13 protein-coding genes and 3 rRNA genes are annotated in these 18,807 nt (G+C 45.6%); 9 read left to right on the forward strand and 7 right to left on the reverse strand.

The genetic code is table 11. The annotated features are described in order from the left end of the window. Positions 1-215: 215 nt before the first annotated feature. Together ampE and ampD are read right to left on the reverse strand one after the other, a co-directional pair. A complete protein-coding gene (gene ampE, locus K0H80_RS17515) occupies positions 216-1,067 on the reverse strand; it encodes a beta-lactamase regulator AmpE (RefSeq protein ID WP_220043491.1) in 852 nt (283 codons plus the stop codon). A gap of 62 nt (positions 1,068-1,129) precedes the next feature. Further along, positions 1,130-1,675 carry a 1,6-anhydro-N-acetylmuramyl-L-alanine amidase AmpD gene (gene ampD, locus K0H80_RS17520; protein ID WP_220072425.1) on the reverse strand — a complete coding sequence of 182 codons (546 nt, stop codon included), beginning with the start codon at positions 1,673-1,675 and terminating at the stop codon, positions 1,130-1,132. A gap of 285 nt (positions 1,676-1,960) precedes the next feature. On the opposite strand from ampD, the gene nadC reads away from it, so the two are divergent. Both nadC and K0H80_RS19780 read left to right on the forward strand, forming a co-directional pair. Next, positions 1,961-2,842 (forward strand): carboxylating nicotinate-nucleotide diphosphorylase, encoded by an 882-nt coding sequence (gene nadC, locus K0H80_RS17525; RefSeq protein WP_220072426.1) that lies wholly within the window; start codon positions 1,961-1,963, stop codon positions 2,840-2,842. Positions 2,843-3,776: 934 nt separating this feature from the next. After that, positions 3,777-4,130: a type IV pilin protein gene (locus K0H80_RS19780; RefSeq protein ID WP_220072427.1), complete on the forward strand. Its 354-nt coding sequence runs from the start codon at positions 3,777-3,779 to the stop codon at positions 4,128-4,130. 176 nt (positions 4,131-4,306) lie between these two features. Here K0H80_RS19780 and K0H80_RS17535 read toward each other — a convergent pair whose 3' ends face one another. After that, on the reverse strand, positions 4,307-5,677 hold the full coding sequence (locus K0H80_RS17535; RefSeq protein ID WP_220072428.1) for an O-antigen ligase family protein: 1,371 nt from the start codon (positions 5,675-5,677) through the stop codon (positions 4,307-4,309). 341 nt (positions 5,678-6,018) lie between these two features. Between K0H80_RS17535 and pilB the strand changes: the two genes are divergently transcribed. The 7 genes from pilB to mutT are packed head-to-tail and all read left to right on the forward strand — an operon-like array spanning position 6,019 to position 12,001. After that, positions 6,019-7,728 (forward strand): type IV-A pilus assembly ATPase PilB, encoded by a 1,710-nt coding sequence (pilB, locus tag K0H80_RS17540; RefSeq protein ID WP_220072429.1) that lies wholly within the window; start codon positions 6,019-6,021, stop codon positions 7,726-7,728. Between the two features lie 36 nt (positions 7,729-7,764). Beyond that, on the forward strand, positions 7,765-9,033 hold the full coding sequence (locus tag K0H80_RS17545) for a type II secretion system F family protein (protein ID WP_011867235.1): 1,269 nt from the start codon (positions 7,765-7,767) through the stop codon (positions 9,031-9,033). A 37-nt stretch (positions 9,034-9,070) separates the two neighbouring features. Next, positions 9,071-9,982: a prepilin peptidase gene (locus tag K0H80_RS17550; protein WP_220072430.1), complete on the forward strand. Its 912-nt coding sequence runs from the start codon at positions 9,071-9,073 to the stop codon at positions 9,980-9,982. A gap of 19 nt (positions 9,983-10,001) precedes the next feature. Beyond that, the gene (gene coaE / locus K0H80_RS17555) at positions 10,002-10,607 is read left to right on the forward strand and encodes a dephospho-CoA kinase (RefSeq protein ID WP_220072431.1); all 606 of its coding nucleotides are present in this window, start codon (positions 10,002-10,004) and stop codon (positions 10,605-10,607) included. An 8-nt stretch (positions 10,608-10,615) separates the two neighbouring features. Next, positions 10,616-11,350 carry a cell division protein ZapD gene (zapD, locus tag K0H80_RS17560; RefSeq protein WP_144202495.1) on the forward strand — a complete coding sequence of 245 codons (735 nt, stop codon included), beginning with the start codon at positions 10,616-10,618 and terminating at the stop codon, positions 11,348-11,350. A 48-nt stretch (positions 11,351-11,398) separates the two neighbouring features. Beyond that, entirely contained in the window at positions 11,399-11,611 is a 213-nt protein-coding gene (gene yacG / locus K0H80_RS17565) for a DNA gyrase inhibitor YacG (protein WP_041407493.1), read from the forward strand. Then, positions 11,612-12,001 (forward strand): 8-oxo-dGTP diphosphatase MutT, encoded by a 390-nt coding sequence (mutT, locus tag K0H80_RS17570; protein WP_011867240.1) that lies wholly within the window; start codon positions 11,612-11,614, stop codon positions 11,999-12,001. Between the two features lie 678 nt (positions 12,002-12,679). On the opposite strand, the gene rrf is transcribed toward mutT, so the two are convergent. The 4 genes from rrf to K0H80_RS17590 form a co-directional block, all read right to left on the reverse strand. Beyond that, positions 12,680-12,795, reverse strand: a 5S ribosomal RNA gene (gene rrf, locus K0H80_RS17575). A gap of 122 nt (positions 12,796-12,917) precedes the next feature. Then, positions 12,918-15,810 (reverse strand): 23S ribosomal RNA (locus K0H80_RS17580). 251 nt (positions 15,811-16,061) lie between these two features. Beyond that, positions 16,062-17,606, reverse strand: a 16S ribosomal RNA gene (locus K0H80_RS17585). Together the 16S, 23S and 5S rRNA genes form the textbook arrangement of a ribosomal RNA operon. A 709-nt stretch (positions 17,607-18,315) precedes the next feature. After that, positions 18,316-18,453, reverse strand: coding sequence for a hypothetical protein (locus K0H80_RS17590; protein ID WP_220072432.1), 138 nt, complete (start codon positions 18,451-18,453; stop codon positions 18,316-18,318). Positions 18,454-18,807: the final 354 nt, after the last annotated feature.

The following is an 18,807-nucleotide window of genomic DNA, read 5'->3' on the forward strand; positions in this document are numbered from 1 at the left end:
TTGGTCTTACCAATTTAATTGACTGAGCGCACTTTATCAAATCACATTTCAGATGTCCAGTTCGTGATCTGCTTCATGTAAACTCACGATTTGTGAGAATAGCTTATATTTATGATTAAGGGGTCTGACCATTGATCCAGACACCCGGGGGTGGCCTTGAGTAAAAGCAAGGAGGCGAGTCAGGCGCTAATATAGCTGCCGGTCTCGCCCAGTCCCTACACTACCACCCCAAAGATCGTCAGCAAAGAGAGACCGATCACGAGTAAGATAAAGTTTCGCTTACTCAACTGTAGCAAAGAGATGGTCGATTGGACGCAAATTGGTGTAGGTGAATTAAATTCAACTGTCTCTGCCGCCAGGGCAACCTCGGAGATCACATCTCGCGCCGGGCAGCGCCAGCACAATGCCTGCTGGCGCCAACGACTAAATGCCAGCGAAAAATGGCCGCTGAGTACGTAACCCAGGGCGATCAGGCGGCTCGGCAGCCAGTCCAACAGCATCAAGGCGGTATCCACGATGGGAAGCTCCGCGCCTCGGCTCTTGGCATCGTCTGAGAAATAACGCACGGTACAGTAGAGCACGGCACCGGCCGGTCCAAAGAAGATAAGGTATAAGGCTACGGCGCCATAGAAGCGATAGTTAAGCCAGGCAACCGTTTGCCCGACCTTCTCGCCTAGGTCTTGCTCGGAAACGGCATTAAGTGACACATAGGGATCGAGCTCATCGGCAAAATGGTAACAGGCCTGGGCATCGCCGCGGCAGGCTGCCTGTATATACTGTTTGAAGACCTGACGCTGTTTGAGATGACTGAAACAGAGAATAGATACCCCGACCCAGAGCCCGAGGCTCAACAGCCCCCAAAACATGCCGGCCACGAACCAGGCCAGCACCTGCACAGCTATCGCTGGCAGAATCAGCGCAATCGCCATCATAAGGTCATTGGTTAGCTGCTTGCGACCAAAGAAACTCTTGGCATACAAGGCTAATAGGGTTTCTAGCTGCCATGCCTGGGGTAATAGCTTGAGGCGCTCAATCATGATCGCCAACAATAAGGAAAACAGTGCCATCTTACTCCCCTCTCCCTTCCATCTGATTATTTTACTTTTGGTCAATGAAACTATTGAGTAGCTTAGCCAGTCACTAGGCTGGCGCGATATCTGTGCCAGTCGAAACTCTCGCCCGGATCTGTCTTACGCCCGGGAGCGATATCGCAATGCCCGACGATAAGATTTCTATTGAGCATAGGATATGCGTCAAACAAGACCAAGGTTAATTGCGTGAGCCGCTCATACTGCTCGTCGGTATAGGCGAGGCTATCGGTACCTTCAAGCTCTATACCTATGGCAAAGTCGTTACAACCCGTTCGCCCTGCAAATGAGGAGACGCCGGCATGCCAGGCGCGATCATCACAGCTGACATACTGCACCAACTCGCCGTCTCGCCGGATCAGAAAATGCGCCGACACTTCTAATCCTTGCAGGTCGCAAAAACTCTCATTGGCCTGAATATCCAAACAGCCTTGAAAAAGCTGGTCGATATAGGGCAAGCCAAATCGGCCAGCAGGCAGGCTGATATTGTGGATCACCATCAGGCTCACCTCTCCATCTGGACGCGCATTAAAATGTGGCGAGACACACTGTCGACACTCTCGAATCCAACCTTTATGCAATGTCATGTTAGCCACAGACCAATCTACCTCCAAACAATATCAAGCCGTTAGCACTTTAACCCAATTCTGATGATAGCCGCCAGTCACACGCGACCAATGATTACAAATCGGCACAAATTGCGTCTATCTTCACCGTGTAGCGCTAAATATCCCTGCTTTTTCAATCAGGGATTTGTTACTATTAACGGCATATAGCTAAGTGCTCGCAGCCTTTGAATCAAGAGAGATAACCCATTCGAGCCACAAGTGATGCGCTCTGGGAGTGCGGCGAGCAGCCATGAGGAAAGAAAGATGCTGGAAAATGACATTAGATTAGCCGTCAAAGTCGCGCTCGAAGAAGATTTAGGTTTTCAGGCCGATTCAAATCTTACCGCCGAAGAAAAGTTAAGCCTGGATATCACGGCTCAGCTTATTCCAAGCGATAAGTATGCACAGGCTAGCTTGATCACCCGCGAAGAAGGGGTCTTTTGTGGTAAGGCCTGGGCAGAACAAGTCTTTAACCAGCTAGGTGGTGAAGTTGCCTTGCACTGGCATGTGGACGATGGCGATCTCGTCTTACCAAACCAAGTATTATGTGAAATGTCAGGTTCGGCCCGTGCCATCCTGACCGGTGAGCGCACCGCGATGAACTTCATCCAGACACTATCTGGCGTTGCTACCCTAACCAAACTCTATGTCGACAGACTGGCAGGCACTCACTGCAAGCTATTAGATACCCGCAAGACGATTCCAGGTCTGCGCACGGCGCAAAAATATGCCGTCACCTGCGGCGGTGGCAAGAACCATCGTATCGGCTTGTTCGATGCCTTCCTGATCAAGGAAAATCACATCATGGCCAGTGGCTCAATTGCCTCTGCCATTAATGCCGCCCGCCAGCTTGCCAGCGACAAGCTAGTTGAGGTCGAAGTCGAAAGCATAGATGAACTCAAGCAGGCGCTTGATGCCGGAGCCGATATCGTCATGCTCGACAATTTTGACGTCACCATGATGATAGAGGCAGTAGAGCTTAATAATAGCTATAGCGAAAACCAGCGAGTAAAACTCGAAGTATCGGGGAACGTGACGCTAGGCACCATCTCAGATTATGCCAAGACAGGAATCGACTACATCTCGGTCGGCGCCCTCACTAAACACGTCAAGGCGTTGGATCTGTCGCTACGACTCAAAGACTAATTGTTCGTAATAAGAAAGTAGATGGCAAACCGAATGCTCAGCTTGGTTCTACTCCCGACCAAGCCGAGCAACATTTACACAACAAATCAAGCCAAGACTAAAGCTTGTACATAAATCAACCAGACAGAGACCGCGTTCTAACCGTTATAAAATTGACACTACGAACTCAATCGCCAATTTTTCAGCCAAAGTCATAATTACGCTATAACTTTTTTTACAAAAAAAAACTTTATTAGACAAATTCACCATTAAATTAGTACTTTGATGCGATTTACGGTTCCCTTTTTATTAACTTTGTACTAACTTTGGCTTTAGGCGAGATGGCCCTTTCGGCCAGCTTACCATGAAGGTAAACCGACTTAGTAAGTCGAAAGCATTAATTATCGTTAATTGAGGATTTTCTAGGCTGGCGACAAGTTCAATGAAACATTCCCTTAACATTTACATGTTAACTGGAAGCGTTATGCGAGAGTGCCACTGAATGAGTAGCAGCAAATTAGCTGTGCTGGGTTAGAAGAAAAACATTAATTGTAACATGATGATTTTGATGAGCTAAATTGCCAAATGGTGCAGTTTGCCGAATGAAGATTAATCAAACTTAGAGTGAAAACCGAAAATGAAAAGTAAGCCATGGTAAACTACCTAAGCGCTTAATTCATTAAGGAATTCATAAAATACTAGTTGATAGCAATAACGATTTGACCAGGGACGATGTCTTAAGCTAGGCAGGAGCAAGCTGAACCAATAGGTTTCAGCCGCTAATTCGAGAGTAAGGGTCTTAGCCATAGAGCAGATAAGTTGCGGTAATGAGTAGTGTTTCGCAACAAGTTTGGCTATAACTAAAGGGCTAACTACTAGAATAGAAGTGCTGTTATCCTAAAAATCAGCATTGAGACAAGTCGAGTCAGAGTTCTGTCAAATGGAGAGAGTAAAAATGAAAAGTTTCAAAAAGACTAACGCTAAGGGTTTCACCCTGATTGAATTAATGATCGTTGTTGCAATCATCGGTATTCTCGCCGCAATTGCACTTCCTGCTTATAAAGAGTATGTAAACAAAGGCAAAATCAACGCCTGTTTAGGTGAAGCAACAGCCTATGTTAAAGCTGCATCTGCTGCGGTAATTGGTGAAACAACCATTCCAACATTCGCTCCAACCTCTTGCTCTGGAGCTATTGCTAAACCTACAAACCTTGCCTCTCTGACAGGTACAGTAACTACTAACGCACAAGACGAAAACAGCACTGCGATTAACTGTGACTGGACAACAGCCACCTGCAAAGCGTCTTAATGACTCAATTCTCATAAAAAAAGGCCGCATATGCGGCCTTTTTTATCTCGAAGTACATCTCCTCAGCTTCCTCCCTCAAAGGCGTAACTTTAATTAAAACATTACCCTGTCAAAAAAGCATGACGTAGAAATCAGCCTAAAATATTCAAGCGCAAACATTATCACCTACTAAGCCATTAATTAATCACATTCCCTCTTAACCATATCCGAGGGAAAAAACCAGCCGAGAGGTCTTCGTGATGGTATGAAGCAAACATTACCACCGAAAATAACGTTACAACTAAAAACAACACAATTATAGCCCAACGTCTACTGCGATAATGATATAAAGGTTCATTTTGCTTTGAATTAAATATTGACAAGGCTAAAACAAGAGAAAAAAACAATTGAGAGAAAGGCATTACAAGTACACCGCTCAACTGTGAATAGCAAAATCCAGACAGCAAAGAGAAATAAAATGGATATTTTGAAAAAGACTCGTTTGTCCCTACCGACTTCAAAATTTTAAATACAATATGCAATGCTACTATAACAAAAATCAAACAAGCCAATACCCCATTCTCATATAAAATTTGCATAATAATATTGTGGGGATGTGCATGGGGAAAGGGCTTTCCTTCTGCCCAGGTGAAACTCATTGGACCAAACCCCAACCAAAGGGACTCAGGAATGGCCTTGAATATAAATAACCAAAATTCCAACCTACCAGAGCTAGTCGTTCTGAATTGAAATGTCACATTATCGAAAAGATAATAAGGAATTATCTTAATAAATAACAACCACAGCAAGATACCAAAGGCCAATGGCCGTAACACCTCATAAAGAAAGCCTATTCGCTTTTCTCTTTCCAAGTTAAATAAGAACAAAATAAAAACCAGAAAAAGTGATAAAATTGCACCACGCGCATCGGTCTGAAGGAATACTAACCAGTGCAGCGTCACAATAAAAACAGAGATTTTCTTAAATTTACTCAAACCATTACAACAGAATGGAATATATAACAATGGAACAATCATAACCTGTAACTGATTAAAGAACCTTGCATTGGTATAATCAGAAATCAAACGGTGAATATCGAAGCTATTGACATCCACATAGGAAAAAATCAAAAACAGAGAGTACTTGAAAAGAGTCAGTAGTGAAAAGAACAAAACACCAGCAAACAATACTGAATACAACGTTTTTTCATCTAAACTCCTTAATGACACCGAAAAAAAATAAAACGCTGTTATTAACATACAAATGTTGGTTACATCAACAAATGCCCAGAACACATGCCTACTAAAGAGTGCAGACAACAATAACAACAAAACGAAAACAGTAAAACCAACTGCCTTATAAAAAGACACATGAAAGGTTATATCTTGCTTAGTGAAGCAAAGGCCTAACAAACACAACCATATAAAGCCAACAACCAAAAATCTTTTCAGATCATATTCATTTTCAAGCCCAAATAAAAAATACAAGTCATAAGAAAAAAGTGTTCCTGCAACGAAAATAATAAATAAACCAACAAACACTCCTAACGCATACACTCTTGTAGTCATTTCCCCACCTAAAATAGCACACAGCCTCCATAGACATTAGCATACAGAAAAACTAACTAGTAACCACTCGCTTTTATTAAAATTTTCGCCCTTGCACCTTACTAGGTTTAAGCGACTAAACAACAAAGCACAAGACATTACAATTGTGGCACTTTCATTGCTTAAACTCACTCTTTGACTAAATTGGCGATATTGTCAAAATATTGTCAATAAAAGGAATTTTTACTAATACCGTCACTAAGCTCGTCTCTACAGAAAAAGCATATTTTCTATATTGACAAAAATGACAAATCCATAAAAAAGCGTTACTATTTTAGAACTTCTGTTCATTTGGAGCACTCATGCCTTCAACCGGTCTACATTTGGGATTATCGACCCTTTTTATTCGCAAAGGACTACTTAGCGAAGAGCAATTGTCAGAAGCCGTAGCTCTATCCCGTAAAAACAAGCAACCTCTAGTCAGTACTTTAATTGCTACCAAAGTGCTTTCAGCTAGGGAAGTGGCAGAGCTATGCTATGAAGAGTATGGTACGCCTTTGTTGGACTTAAATGAATTTGATATCAGCAGCATTCCGGAAGCATTCCTAAATAAAAAGCTAATTGAAAAACACAAGTGTTTACCACTATTCAAACGTGGAAATCGCCTTTATATTGGAACAGCAGATCCTACAAACATCGCGGCTCTAGAGGACTTTCAATTCAGTGCCGGATTGCATGCGGAAGCAATTCTTGTAGAGGATGATAAGCTTACAATTGCATTAGAAAAAGTTCTTGAAGAAGATATCTCTGCGCTCGACCTAGACGGTATAGATGAAGACTCTCTATCTGGCATCGAGATTACCGATACAGACAAGCGCCAGGAAGAACAACAGGGCGACGCAAGTGACGATGCTCCTATCGTCATATATATAAACAAGATACTCACCGACGCCATACGTAAAGGCGCGTCAGACTTACACTTCGAACCTTATGAAAAACGCTATCGTATTCGATTTCGCATCGATGGTATTTTACATGAAGTATCAGAACCTCCTGTTAACTTATCAGGACGAATTTCAGCGCGTCTAAAAGTAATGTCAAAACTCGATATCGCCGAACGTCGAGTTCCTCAAGATGGCCGAATTAAGATGAAGCTGTCTCGCACTAAATCTATCGATTTTCGTGTCAGCACCTTGCCGACAATTTGGGGCGAAAAGATCGTGATGCGTATCTTAGACTCCTCTTCTGCCCAACTCGGTATTGAAAAGCTCGGCTACGAAAATGATCAACGCAAACTCTATGAAGAAATGTTGGCAAAACCTCAAGGCATGATCTTGGTAACCGGCCCTACAGGCTCAGGTAAAACGGTATCCCTTTATACCGGCCTTAATATTCTCAATACCGAAGAGCGCAACATTTCAACCGCTGAAGACCCAGTCGAAATTAACTTAGAAGGCGTCAATCAGGTTCATATTAACTTGAAGGCTGGACTCACCTTCGCCTCGGCGCTGCGCTCTTTCTTACGTCAAGATCCCGATGTGGTCATGGTGGGTGAGATACGTGACTTGGAAACCGCCGAAATTGCCATTAAAGCAGCACAAACCGGTCACTTGGTACTTTCGACCCTTCATACCAACTCGGCTGCCGAAACGCTAACTCGTCTGATAAATATGGGCGTCCCAGGTTACAACATTGCCAGCTCAGTTAACCTAATTATCGCCCAACGTCTCGCCAGAAGGCTTTGTACCGAATGCCGTCAACCGGAAGAAGTCCCCGAACACGAACTACTGAAACTCGGTTTTACACAAGCACAAATTGATGAAGGCTTTACCGTCTATAAGCCAGTTGGCTGTGACCTTTGCTCTGGCGGTTATAAGGGACGTGTCGGTATTTATGAAGTGATGAAGATGTCAGATGAGATTGCCCGTACTATTATGGAAGGAGGAAATTCTTTGCAAATTGCCACCCAGGCAAAAGAGCAAGGAATGCGAGATCTCAGAGAATCTGGGCTACGAAAGGTTATTGCCGGCGTAACAAGTATTGCCGAAATAAATCGTGTAACTAGCTTCTAAACCTCAGCTAAACAAGATTAATTAAAGGACACTATAATGGCTACCGCATCGCTTGCTAAAACATCAACTAAAAAGCAAAAAGCAGCCAAAGCTCAACCTAAAGTGGTCACCTTTGAATGGAAGGGAACTAACCGCGACGGGAAAAAAACCTCAGGCGAATTGAGAGGGACTTCACCTGCCGAAATAAAAGCACAACTAAAATCGCAAGGCGTCAACCCAAAAGTTGTCAAAAAGAAAGCTGAACCACTATTTAAGAGTGATCCAAAAATAAAGGCAATGGATATCGCCATGATCACACGCCAGATTGCGACAATGTTGGCGGCAGGTGTCCCCATTGTAACAACCCTTGAGATGCTAGGGCGCGGTCACGAAAAGCCTAGAATGCGAGAGTTACTTGGAACAATTGTGGCTGATGTGCAGTCCGGTATACCACTATCCGACTCTTTAAAACCCCACAGACAATATTTTGATGATCTTTACGTTGATTTGGTTGGTGCTGGAGAACACTCAGGTTCCCTAGATGCCGTATTTGACAGAATTGCAACGTACAGAGAAAAAGCTGAAGCCCTAAAATCAAAAATAAAAAAGGCAATGTTCTATCCTGCTGCCGTTATCGTTGTTGCTATAGCTGTTACAACACTATTATTGTTATTTGTTGTACCGCAGTTTGAAGACATATTTGCTGGTTTTGGAGCTGAGCTCCCGGCATTTACACAAATGATTGTAAGTATCTCGCGATGGCTTCAATCTTCTTGGTATTTTTTTGTAATAGGCATAGTTGTCTCTATTTGGTCATTTAAAAAGGCTCATTTAAAATCGGCGGGATTCCGAAATAAAGTAGATGAGCTAGTGCTGAAAATCCCAATTATTGGTGAAATTTTACACAAGGCGGCAATGGCAAGATTTGCGAGAACTTTAGCAACAACCTTTGCAGCAGGTGTTCCTCTAATTGATGGACTAGAATCTGCCGCAGGAGCATCTGGTAACTATGTCTACCGCAGCGCACTTACGAAAGTTCGTACAGAGGTAATGTCTGGGATGCAAATGAACGTCGCTATGCGTACCACAGGACTTTTCCCGGACATGCTTATCCAAATGGTTATGATAGGTGAAGAATCTGGTGGCCTCGATGATATGCTAAATAAGATAGCGAACATATATGAAATGCAAGTAGATGACGCAGTTGACGGATTATCTAGCTTAATTGAACCAATGATGATGGTCGTCATTGGTACACTCGTTGGGGGGTTAATTATAGGGATGTACCTCCCTATCTTCCAGATGGGTAATGTCGTCGGCGGCTAACCCTTAAATTTTTGAACAATAAAAATAAACTTTATCAATGACTGAATTTATTCAATTAATGGCTCAGTACCCTTTGCTGTTTGCCGCAATTACCTTTGCCTTTGCAGCGGTCATAGGCAGCTTTTTAAACGTGGTGATTCATCGCCTTCCCGTGATGATGAAAAGAGAGTGGCAGCTAGAATGTAACCAATATCTCGATGAATATCACAACGCAACCGTTGCGGAGATTAAAGATAAATTAGCTCAGCCGATCGATGAGTATCCAGAAAAATACAATCTTGTGGTACCGGGCTCTGCCTGCCCAAAATGTAAAACAAGCATAAAGCCTTGGCATAATCTACCAGTATTAGGCTGGTTGATGCTTGGTGGGAAATGCGCTCATTGTAAAACACGTATCTCAGCAAGATACCCTGTCATAGAAGCCTTAACTGGATTAGCGATTGCCTATCTGGCCTACCATTTTGGCCCAACGTGGCAATTTGTCTTTGCCACCATCCTGACCTTTGGCCTGGTAGCCTTAACAGGGATAGATCTCGATGAGATGCTACTGCCCGATCAAATCACTTTGCCACTCTTATGGATTGGCCTACTTATAAATCTAAATGGTACCTTTGTCTCGATTACAGATGCGGTCATTGGCGCTTCTGCGGGTTATATGAGCCTTTGGAGCGTGTTCTGGGGATTCAAAATACTAACCGGCAAGGAGGGTATGGGTTATGGCGACTTTAAACTATTAGCCGTATTCGGCGCCTGGTTTGGCTGGCAATTATTGCCACTCATCATCCTGTTATCCTCCATTGTTGGCGCACTAGTTGGCTTGCTACTCATCGTCAATAAGAAGATCAATTCTGGCAACCCCATACCATTTGGCCCTTATATCGCCTTGGCAGGTTGGATAGCCATGATTTGGGGTGAGAAAATCGTAAACTGGTACCTATCTACCTTATAGGCGTTAGCTAAGAAAAAACATGTCGAAATTTGTTGTGGGCCTCACCGGCGGTATTGGAAGTGGCAAGACGACTGTCGCCAACTTGTTTTGTGATATGGGTATTGATCTTGTTGACGCAGATGTTGTCAGCAGAGAGATTGTCACAAAGGGAAGTATAGGGCTAACCGAAATTGCTCACCATTTTGGCCCTAGCGTCCTCCTCGAAGATGGTGAGCTAAATCGCACCGCTTTAAGAGAGAAAATTTTTAACGACCCATCTGCAAGAGAGTGGTTGAATAACCTTCTGCACCCGTTAATCCGGACGGAAATGTTAACACAATTGCAAAATGCGACCTCAGCCTACGCAATTTTAGTTGTCCCCTTGCTATTTGAGAACGGTTTAGATAGGTTAGTCAATTGCACTTTAGTGGTTGATATTTCGCCAGAGTTACAAATAAAGCGGACCACTGAAAGGGATGCTGTCGATGCGCAGCAAGTAAAAAATATAATAGCTAGCCAGGCGAGCAGAGACGAAAAACTATCTAAAGCCGATGATGTTATCGATAATCGAGGTGATATCTCGGCATTAAAAGAAAAAGTCGCTGTATTACATAATAAATACATAAAATTAGCCGCTCAGACTTGATAATCGTCATGAATGAATTGATCTATGAACAACCGCTAAACGAGAAGACTCGAAGCTACCTTAGGCTAGAGTACCTCGCTAATCAGGTGCAAAGTAATTTAGATCAAGATCATCAACATCGTTGTTTCTATCCGTTATTTTCTCTTTGTGAACTCACCGAACGTTGTGACTATCGCAGTGAAATTATAAAAGACATCGATAAGCAGCTAATAAACCTCAAAAAATGGCAGCACCTCCCCCACATCGATGAGCAGCAGGTAGAAGGCTATATCGATCAGATGCAAGAGGCGAGAGTTAAGCTAATCCGCTGCGAACGACCCGGACAAAAACTAAAACAAGACAGGTTTCTCTCAGCGTTACGCCAGCGATTCGGCATGCCAGGTGCCTGCTGTAACTTCGATCTCCCCCAGCTACATTACTGGTTAGCCAAACCCTGGGAAGTACGCCAGCAAGAGTACAAGAACTGGACAGAACATTTCGAATGCCTGTTAACACCAATCAAACTACTGCTTGAGCTCACCCGTAAAACAACCGTTTATAACCCTGCAACAGCCACCGCTGGCTTTTATCAAGGGTCGAGCACTCAAGCCCTCTCACTTATCCGAGTGAAGATAGATCCCGCTCAGGGATGCTATCCCACCATCAGTGGCAACCGTAACCGCTACGCCATACATTTCGTCTTATTTGACCAACAAAAACACTCAGACAGATCGATAGACTTTATGTTGGCAACCTGCACCTAAAGTGGTTTACCATAGCCGACTGTTACAAACCGGCCAATGGGAATGATTATGCCAACCACAGTTAAATGCCCTACCTGCCAGAAAGAGGTACTTTGGTCCAAAGAGTCGCAATTTAAACCCTTCTGCAGTGAAAGATGTAAGCTGATCGACCTTGGCGACTGGGCATCAGAAAAGCACGCCATCCCAGTAAAGCCCGAGTTTGATCCCGAAGCCCTAGATTCACTAGGCTATGAAGAAGCAGACTTTTTTAAGGACCACTAAATGAAACGTGTGCACGTCGCGGTAGGCATAGTATTCGATGAACAAGAGCAGATCTTACTTGCCAAACGCCCAGATCATCTGCACCAAGGTGGAAAGTGGGAATTTCCTGGTGGCAAGGTCGAATCAGGTGAGACAACCTCCGAAGCGCTGATAAGAGAATTAAGGGAGGAAGTTGCAATAAAAGTTACCTCCACAAGCCCCTTAATGGCAATTTCCCACGATTATCCGGATAAACAGGTATATCTTGATATCCATACAGTAAAATCCTTTTCTGGTGAAGCTCAGGGACTTGAAGGCCAAGAAGTTAAATGGGCTAGACTCGACGAGCTCAAAGACTTTGACTTTCCAGAAGCCAATACGCCCATCATAGAAAAACTCCTCTCTTTATAGCAACGAATCCGAAAGCCCGAAAATCAGCTCGGGCTTTACACTTCTTTTCTAGCAAATCGTAATCGTTATCAACACATCACTTCCAGAAAACGGATCTTCTCGAATGATTACGATCGATATGAGATAAACGACTTATACAATGGCTTTAATTGAAATCTCCGTCACTCACCAAACAATCATCAGCCAGACACCATTAAACCTCATTGGCTAGTGTCATAATGGTATTGAAAAGCCACGCATCGGGCCAAATAGAATCTCAGTTGCTAGCTTCAGCCCAGACTCCATCTTGTTACCCGTCACGAATGCAAAATATACAGACTTAGTCAGATTTATCATTCGCCGTCTTTTACTTGAGAGCAAATTCAGCCCCTTATCAAGCAATACCTATAGGCTTCAAACTAGAAATTCCACCGTGTTTAATTAAGAAATTAGGCTCTCACATGGGGCGTAAGACATCCGCTTATCAAGCGCAGCTTGATGGCTGACTGGAGCGCGAAGCAGCTAGGCTGCGAGCTGAGGGGCCCACCCACGAAGTGGCTGTGGGCTGCATGTGAAGTAGCGCTTTCGCGCGACCTACATGGATGTAGGAAGTGCCTTAAATTGCCAGGAGCAATTTAGGCGAGCGTAGAAAGCAAAAAGCCCTAGCGTTTTAGGCTAGGGCTTTTTGCTTTATTAGGCGCCTGGAAATGACCTACTCTCACATGGGGAGACCCCACACTACCATCGGCGCGATTGCGTTTCACTTCTGAGTTCGGGATGGGATCAGGTGGGACCACAATGCTATGGTTTCCAGACAAATTTGGAAATTCGGAAAGCTGTACTCTTATCTAAGAGTCAATCTGAGTTCGCACTTCAATCAAGTACTTTGTATTCTTTTGATTACGTAAAACCATCTTACGAAACCCTTTTGGGTTGTATGGTTAAGCCTCACGAGTCATTAGTACAGGTTAGCTCAACGCCTCACAACGCTTACACACCCTGCCTATCAACGTCCTAGTCTCGGACGGCTCTTTAGAGACCTTAAAGGTCTAGGGATGACTCATCTTAGGGCTCGCTTCCCGCTTAGATGCTTTCAGCGGTTATCGATTCCGAACGTAGCTACCGGGCAATGCCATTGGCATGACAACCCGAACACCAGCGGTTCGTCCACTCCGGTCCTCTCGTACTAGGAGCAGCTCCCTTCAATCATCCAACGCCCACGGCAGATAGGGACCGAACTGTCTCACGACGTTCTGAACCCAGCTCGCGTACCACTTTAAATGGCGAACAGCCATACCCTTGGGACCGACTTCAGCCCCAGGATGTGATGAGCCGACATCGAGGTGCCAAACACCGCCGTCGATATGAACTCTTGGGCGGTATCAGCCTGTTATCCCCGGAGTACCTTTTATCCGTTGAGCGATGGCCCTTCCATTCAGAACCACCGGATCACTATGACCTGCTTTCGCACCTGCTCGACGTGTATGTCTCGCAGTTAAGCTGGCTTATGCCATTGCACTAACCGTACGATGTCCGACCGTACTTAGCCAACCTTCGTGCTCCTCCGTTACTCTTTGGGAGGAGACCGCCCCAGTCAAACTACCCACCAGGCACTGTCCTCAACCCCGATTCAGGGGCCAGAGTTAGAACATCAACACTACAAGGGTGGTATTTCAAGGATGACTCCACGAGAACTGGCGTTCCCGCTTCAAAGTCTCCCACCTATCCTACACATGTAGGGTCAATGTTCAGTGCCAAGCTATAGTAAAGGTTCACGGGGTCTTTCCGTCTAGCCGCGGGTATACGGCATCTTCACCGCAATTTCAACTTCACTGAGTCTCGGCTGGAGACAGCGTGGCCATCATTACGCCATTCGTGCAGGTCGGAACTTACCCGACAAGGAATTTCGCTACCTTAGGACCGTTATAGTTACGGCCGCCGTTTACCGGGGCTTCGATCATGAGCTTCTCCGAAGATAACCCAATCAATTAACCTTCCGGCACCGGGCAGGCGTCACACCGTATACGTCATCTTGCGATTTTGCACAGTGCTGTGTTTTTGATAAACAGTTGCAGCCACCTGGTATCTGCGACTCCCGTCAGCTTAGAGAGCAAGTCTCATCACCAACAGGAGCGTACCTTCTCCCGAAGTTACGGTACCATTTTGCCTAGTTCCTTCAGCCGAGTTCTCTCAAGCGCCTTGGTATTCTCTACCCGACCACCTGTGTCGGTTTGGGGTACGATTCCTACTAACCTGAAGCTTAGAAGATTTTCCTGGAAGCATGGCATCAACTACTTCATCACCGTAGTGACTCGTCATCAACTCTCAGTATTAGGTACCCGGATTTGCCTAAGTACCCTACCTACAGCCTTAAACGCGGACAACCAACGCCGCGCTAGCCTAGCCTTCTCCGTCTCTCCATCGCAGTTAGCAGAAGTACGGGAATATTAACCCGTTTCCCATCGACTACGCCTTTCGGCCTCGCCTTAGGGGTCGACTCACCCTGCCCCGATTAACGTTGGACAGGAACCCTTGGTCTTTCGGCGAGGAGGTTTTTCACCCCCTTTATCGTTACTCATGTCAGCATTCGCACTTCTGATACCTCCAGCGTGGGTTACCCCTTCACCTTCAACGGCTTACAGAACGCTCCTCTACCGCACCAGCGCAAGCGCTAGTACCCATAGCTTCGGTGTATTGCTTAGCCCCGTTATATCTTCCGCGCAGGCCGACTCGACTAGTGAGCTATTACGCTTTCTTTAAATGATGGCTGCTTCTAAGCCAACATCCTAGCTGTCTAAGCCTTCCCACATCGTTTCCCACTTAGCAATAACTTTGGGACCTTAGCTGATGGTCTGGGTTGTTTCCCTTTTCACGACGGACGTTAGCACCCGCCGTGTGTCTCCCGAGTAGTACTCATTGGTATTCGGAGTTTGCAAAGGGTTGGTAAGTCGGGATGACCCCCTAGCCTTAACAGTGCTCTACCCCCAATGGTATTCGCTCGAGGCGCTACCTAAATAGCTTTCGAGGAGAACCAGATATCTCCCGGTTTGATTGGCCTTTCACCCCCAGCCACAAGTCATCACCGCATTTTTCAACATACGTGTGTTCGGTCCTCCAGTTGATGTTACTCAACCTTCAACCTGCCCATGGCTAGATCACCGGGTTTCGGGTCTACACCTTGCAACTAAACGCGCAGTTAACACTCGGTTTCCCTACGGCTCCGCTATTCGCTTAACCTCGCTACAAAATGTAAGTCGCTGACCCATTATACAAAAGGTACGCAGTCACGGTCTCAAGAACCGCTCCCACTGCTTGTACGTATACGGTTTCAGGTTCTATTTCACTCCCCTCACAGGGGTTCTTTTCGCCTTTCCCTCACGGTACTGGTTCACTATCGGTCAGTCAGGAGTATTTAGCCTTGGAGGATGGTCCCCCCATATTCGAACAAGATATCACGTGTCCCGTCCTACTCGTTTTCACCTAAAGTTAGTTTTCATGTACGGGGCTATCACCCTGTATCGCTGTGCTTTCCAACACATTCCACTAACACCCTCTAGGCTTAAGGGCTAATCCCCGTTCGCTCGCCGCTACTAGGGGAATCTCGGTTGATTTCTTTTCCTAAGGGTACTTAGATGTTTCAGTTCCCCTCGTTCGCCTCACTAAGCTATGTATTCACTTAGTGATGACACCTTATGGTGCCGGGTTTCCCCATTCGGACATCGTTAGCTCAAATGCTTGTTACTAGCTCGCCAACGCTTTTCGCAAGTTACTACGTCCTTCATCGCCTCTGACTGCCAAGGCATCCACCGTATACGCTTAGTCACTTAACCATACAACCCAAATGAGTTTCATCTGAGCCGCATCGCAACTAACGGTTTCTACTTTCGCCAAAAGAATACTCAAGTCACTTGATTAAAGTGTGTTTTGAGAACTCAATTATTTTTCGCAATAACCTTTCGGTTATTACTATCAGCTTTCCAAATTTTTAAAGAACAAGCATCGCCGCTCGGACGTGCCACTCGCTCTAACAAGAACAAGTTATCTGTGTGAACACTCAACAAATATCAGTCAATCGTATAGGTAAGGAGGTGATCCAGCCCCAGGTTCCCCTAGGGCTACCTTGTTACGACTTCACCCCAGTCATGAACCACACCGTGGTAAACGCCCTCCCGAAGGTTAAGCTATCTACTTCTGGTGCAGCCCACTCCCATGGTGTGACGGGCGGTGTGTACAAGGCCCGGGAACGTATTCACCGTGGCATTCTGATCCACGATTACTAGCGATTCCGACTTCATGGAGTCGAGTTGCAGACTCCAATCCGGACTACGACCGGCTTTGTGAGATTAGCTCCACCTCGCGGCTTCGCAACCCTCTGTACCGACCATTGTAGCACGTGTGTAGCCCTACTCGTAAGGGCCATGATGACTTGACGTCGTCCCCACCTTCCTCCGGTTTATCACCGGCAGTCTCCCTAAAGTTCCCGGCATTACCCGCTGGCAAGTAAGGATAAGGGTTGCGCTCGTTGCGGGACTTAACCCAACATTTCACAACACGAGCTGACGACAGCCATGCAGCACCTGTCTCAGAGTTCCCGAAGGCACCAATCCATCTCTGGAAAGTTCTCTGGATGTCAAGAGTAGGTAAGGTTCTTCGCGTTGCATCGAATTAAACCACATGCTCCACCGCTTGTGCGGGCCCCCGTCAATTCATTTGAGTTTTAACCTTGCGGCCGTACTCCCCAGGCGGTCTACTTAATGCGTTAGCTTGAGAACCCAGTGTTCAAGACACCAAATTCCGAGTAGACATCGTTTACGGCGTGGACTACCAGGGTATCTAATCCTGTTTGCTCCCCACGCTTTCGTACCTGAGCGTCAGTCTTTGTCCAGGGGGCCGCCTTCGCCACCGGTATTCCTTCAGATCTCTACGCATTTCACCGCTACACCTGAAATTCTACCCCCCTCTACAAGACTCTAGTTGACCAGTTCGAAATGCAGTTCCCAGGTTAAGCCCGGGGCTTTCACATCTCGCTTAATCAACCGCCTGCGTACGCTTTACGCCCAGTAATTCCGATTAACGCTTGCACCCCTCGTATTACCGCGGCTGCTGGCACGAAGTTAGCCGGTGCTTCTTCTGCGAGTAACGTCACAGCTAACGGGTATTAACCGTTAACCTTTCCTCCTCGCTGAAAGTGCTTTACAACCCGAAGGCCTTCTTCACACACGCGGCATGGCTGCATCAGGCTTGCGCCCATTGTGCAATATTCCCCACTGCTGCCTCCCGTAGGAGTCTGGGCCGTGTCTCAGTCCCAGTGTGGCTGATCATCCTCTCAGAACAGCTAGGGATCGTCGCCTAGGTGAGCCATTACCTCACCTACTAGCTAATCCCACCTAGGTACATCCAATCGCAGAAGGTCCGAAGAGCCCCTCTTTTCCCCCGTAGGGCGTATGCGGTATTAGCAGTCGTTTCCAACTGTTATCCCCCTCGACTGGGCAGTTCCCTAGGCATTACTCACCCGTCCGCCGCTCGTCATCTTCAAAAGCAAGCTTTTGAAATGTTACCGCTCGACTTGCATGTGTTAGGCCTGCCGCCAGCGTTCAATCTGAGCCATGATCAAACTCTTCAATTAAAAGTTTTTTGCTCCACTCTTTATTCAAAAGGAAGCGACTCAATGAATTCTGATTCACATAAATGACTCGGAAGAATCATCTACATGTTTGTACATATTGCTATGAACACTCATCGTTGCATTGAGATTTAAATCGTTTTCGATTAACTCAATACCTGTGAGTGTCCACACAGATTTCTTGTTTTATCTTGTTAAAGAACGTTTGCCTCATACTGGAGTCCAGCGGGCTAGGGCTGCGTATTCTACGCTTCTCCCTGTCGGCGTCAAGCGCTTTTTTCAAAAGATTTTTAAGTGGTTAATTACTGTGCTTTCGCGTTGTAACTACCGGCTTAAAAACTCGAACCGCTCATCGCCTTGACTCGACATTCGTTACCTACTCACTTGGTAAGTAGCGCCGTTTGCCGTGTCAGTGGGAGCGCATTATAGGGAGCCAAATCTTTTGCGCAAGGGCTTTTTTCAATAAAAATGAACTTATTTTTTATACCTGACATAAGCACACCCTTTACACCAATTGCGCACAAAGTTATCCACAAAACCGATAGTTGAAGCACTCGCTAAAGCTGTTCATTGCCTATATTCAAACGCAGTAAACTCGTTAACGAAAGTGTCTTGAGTGCTGATACAACCCTGCGTTTTCTATAAACAGAGGGAAATGGCTACCACCTTTACGGCCAGAATAAATACCTACCCATCACTTCTCCGGTAAAAATTAGGGCAACGAAGAGGTAGAGGTAGAGGTAGAGGTAGAGGTAGAGGTAGAGGTAGAGGTAGAGGTAGAGGTAGAGGTAGAGGTAGAGGTAGAGGTAGAGGTAGAGGTAGAGGTAGAGGTAGAGGTAGTATTAGGCAATCTCCACACTGTCTTAGAAGGAGTTCTTATACCAGGCATGCTATTGAATTAAGAATGAGGTATCCACTAAGCGATTGAGCTACCACTTACAATGAACGCCAAAAAGCAGTAAGGAATGTAAATTAACACAAGAACAGTACAAACAACTTAGCTCTATGAGACATTAGGCTATCAGGGTCAACTTGGCTAAGTAGGGAATAGCATGTATGAACCTGAACGCTTATGGTGAATCCTAGGAAAAGCATTTCAAGCCAATCATTAACCAACAAGGTTCAATTCTATAGTTGAAGGTTGAAGTCATCTCATGCGCGCAAAGTTTGCACTCATGAATGCTGGCAATGCTGAATTTAGATG

Origin of the sequence: Shewanella aegiceratis (genome assembly GCF_019457495.1) — a bacterium.
GTDB lineage: Bacteria > Pseudomonadota > Gammaproteobacteria > Enterobacterales > Shewanellaceae > Shewanella > Shewanella loihica.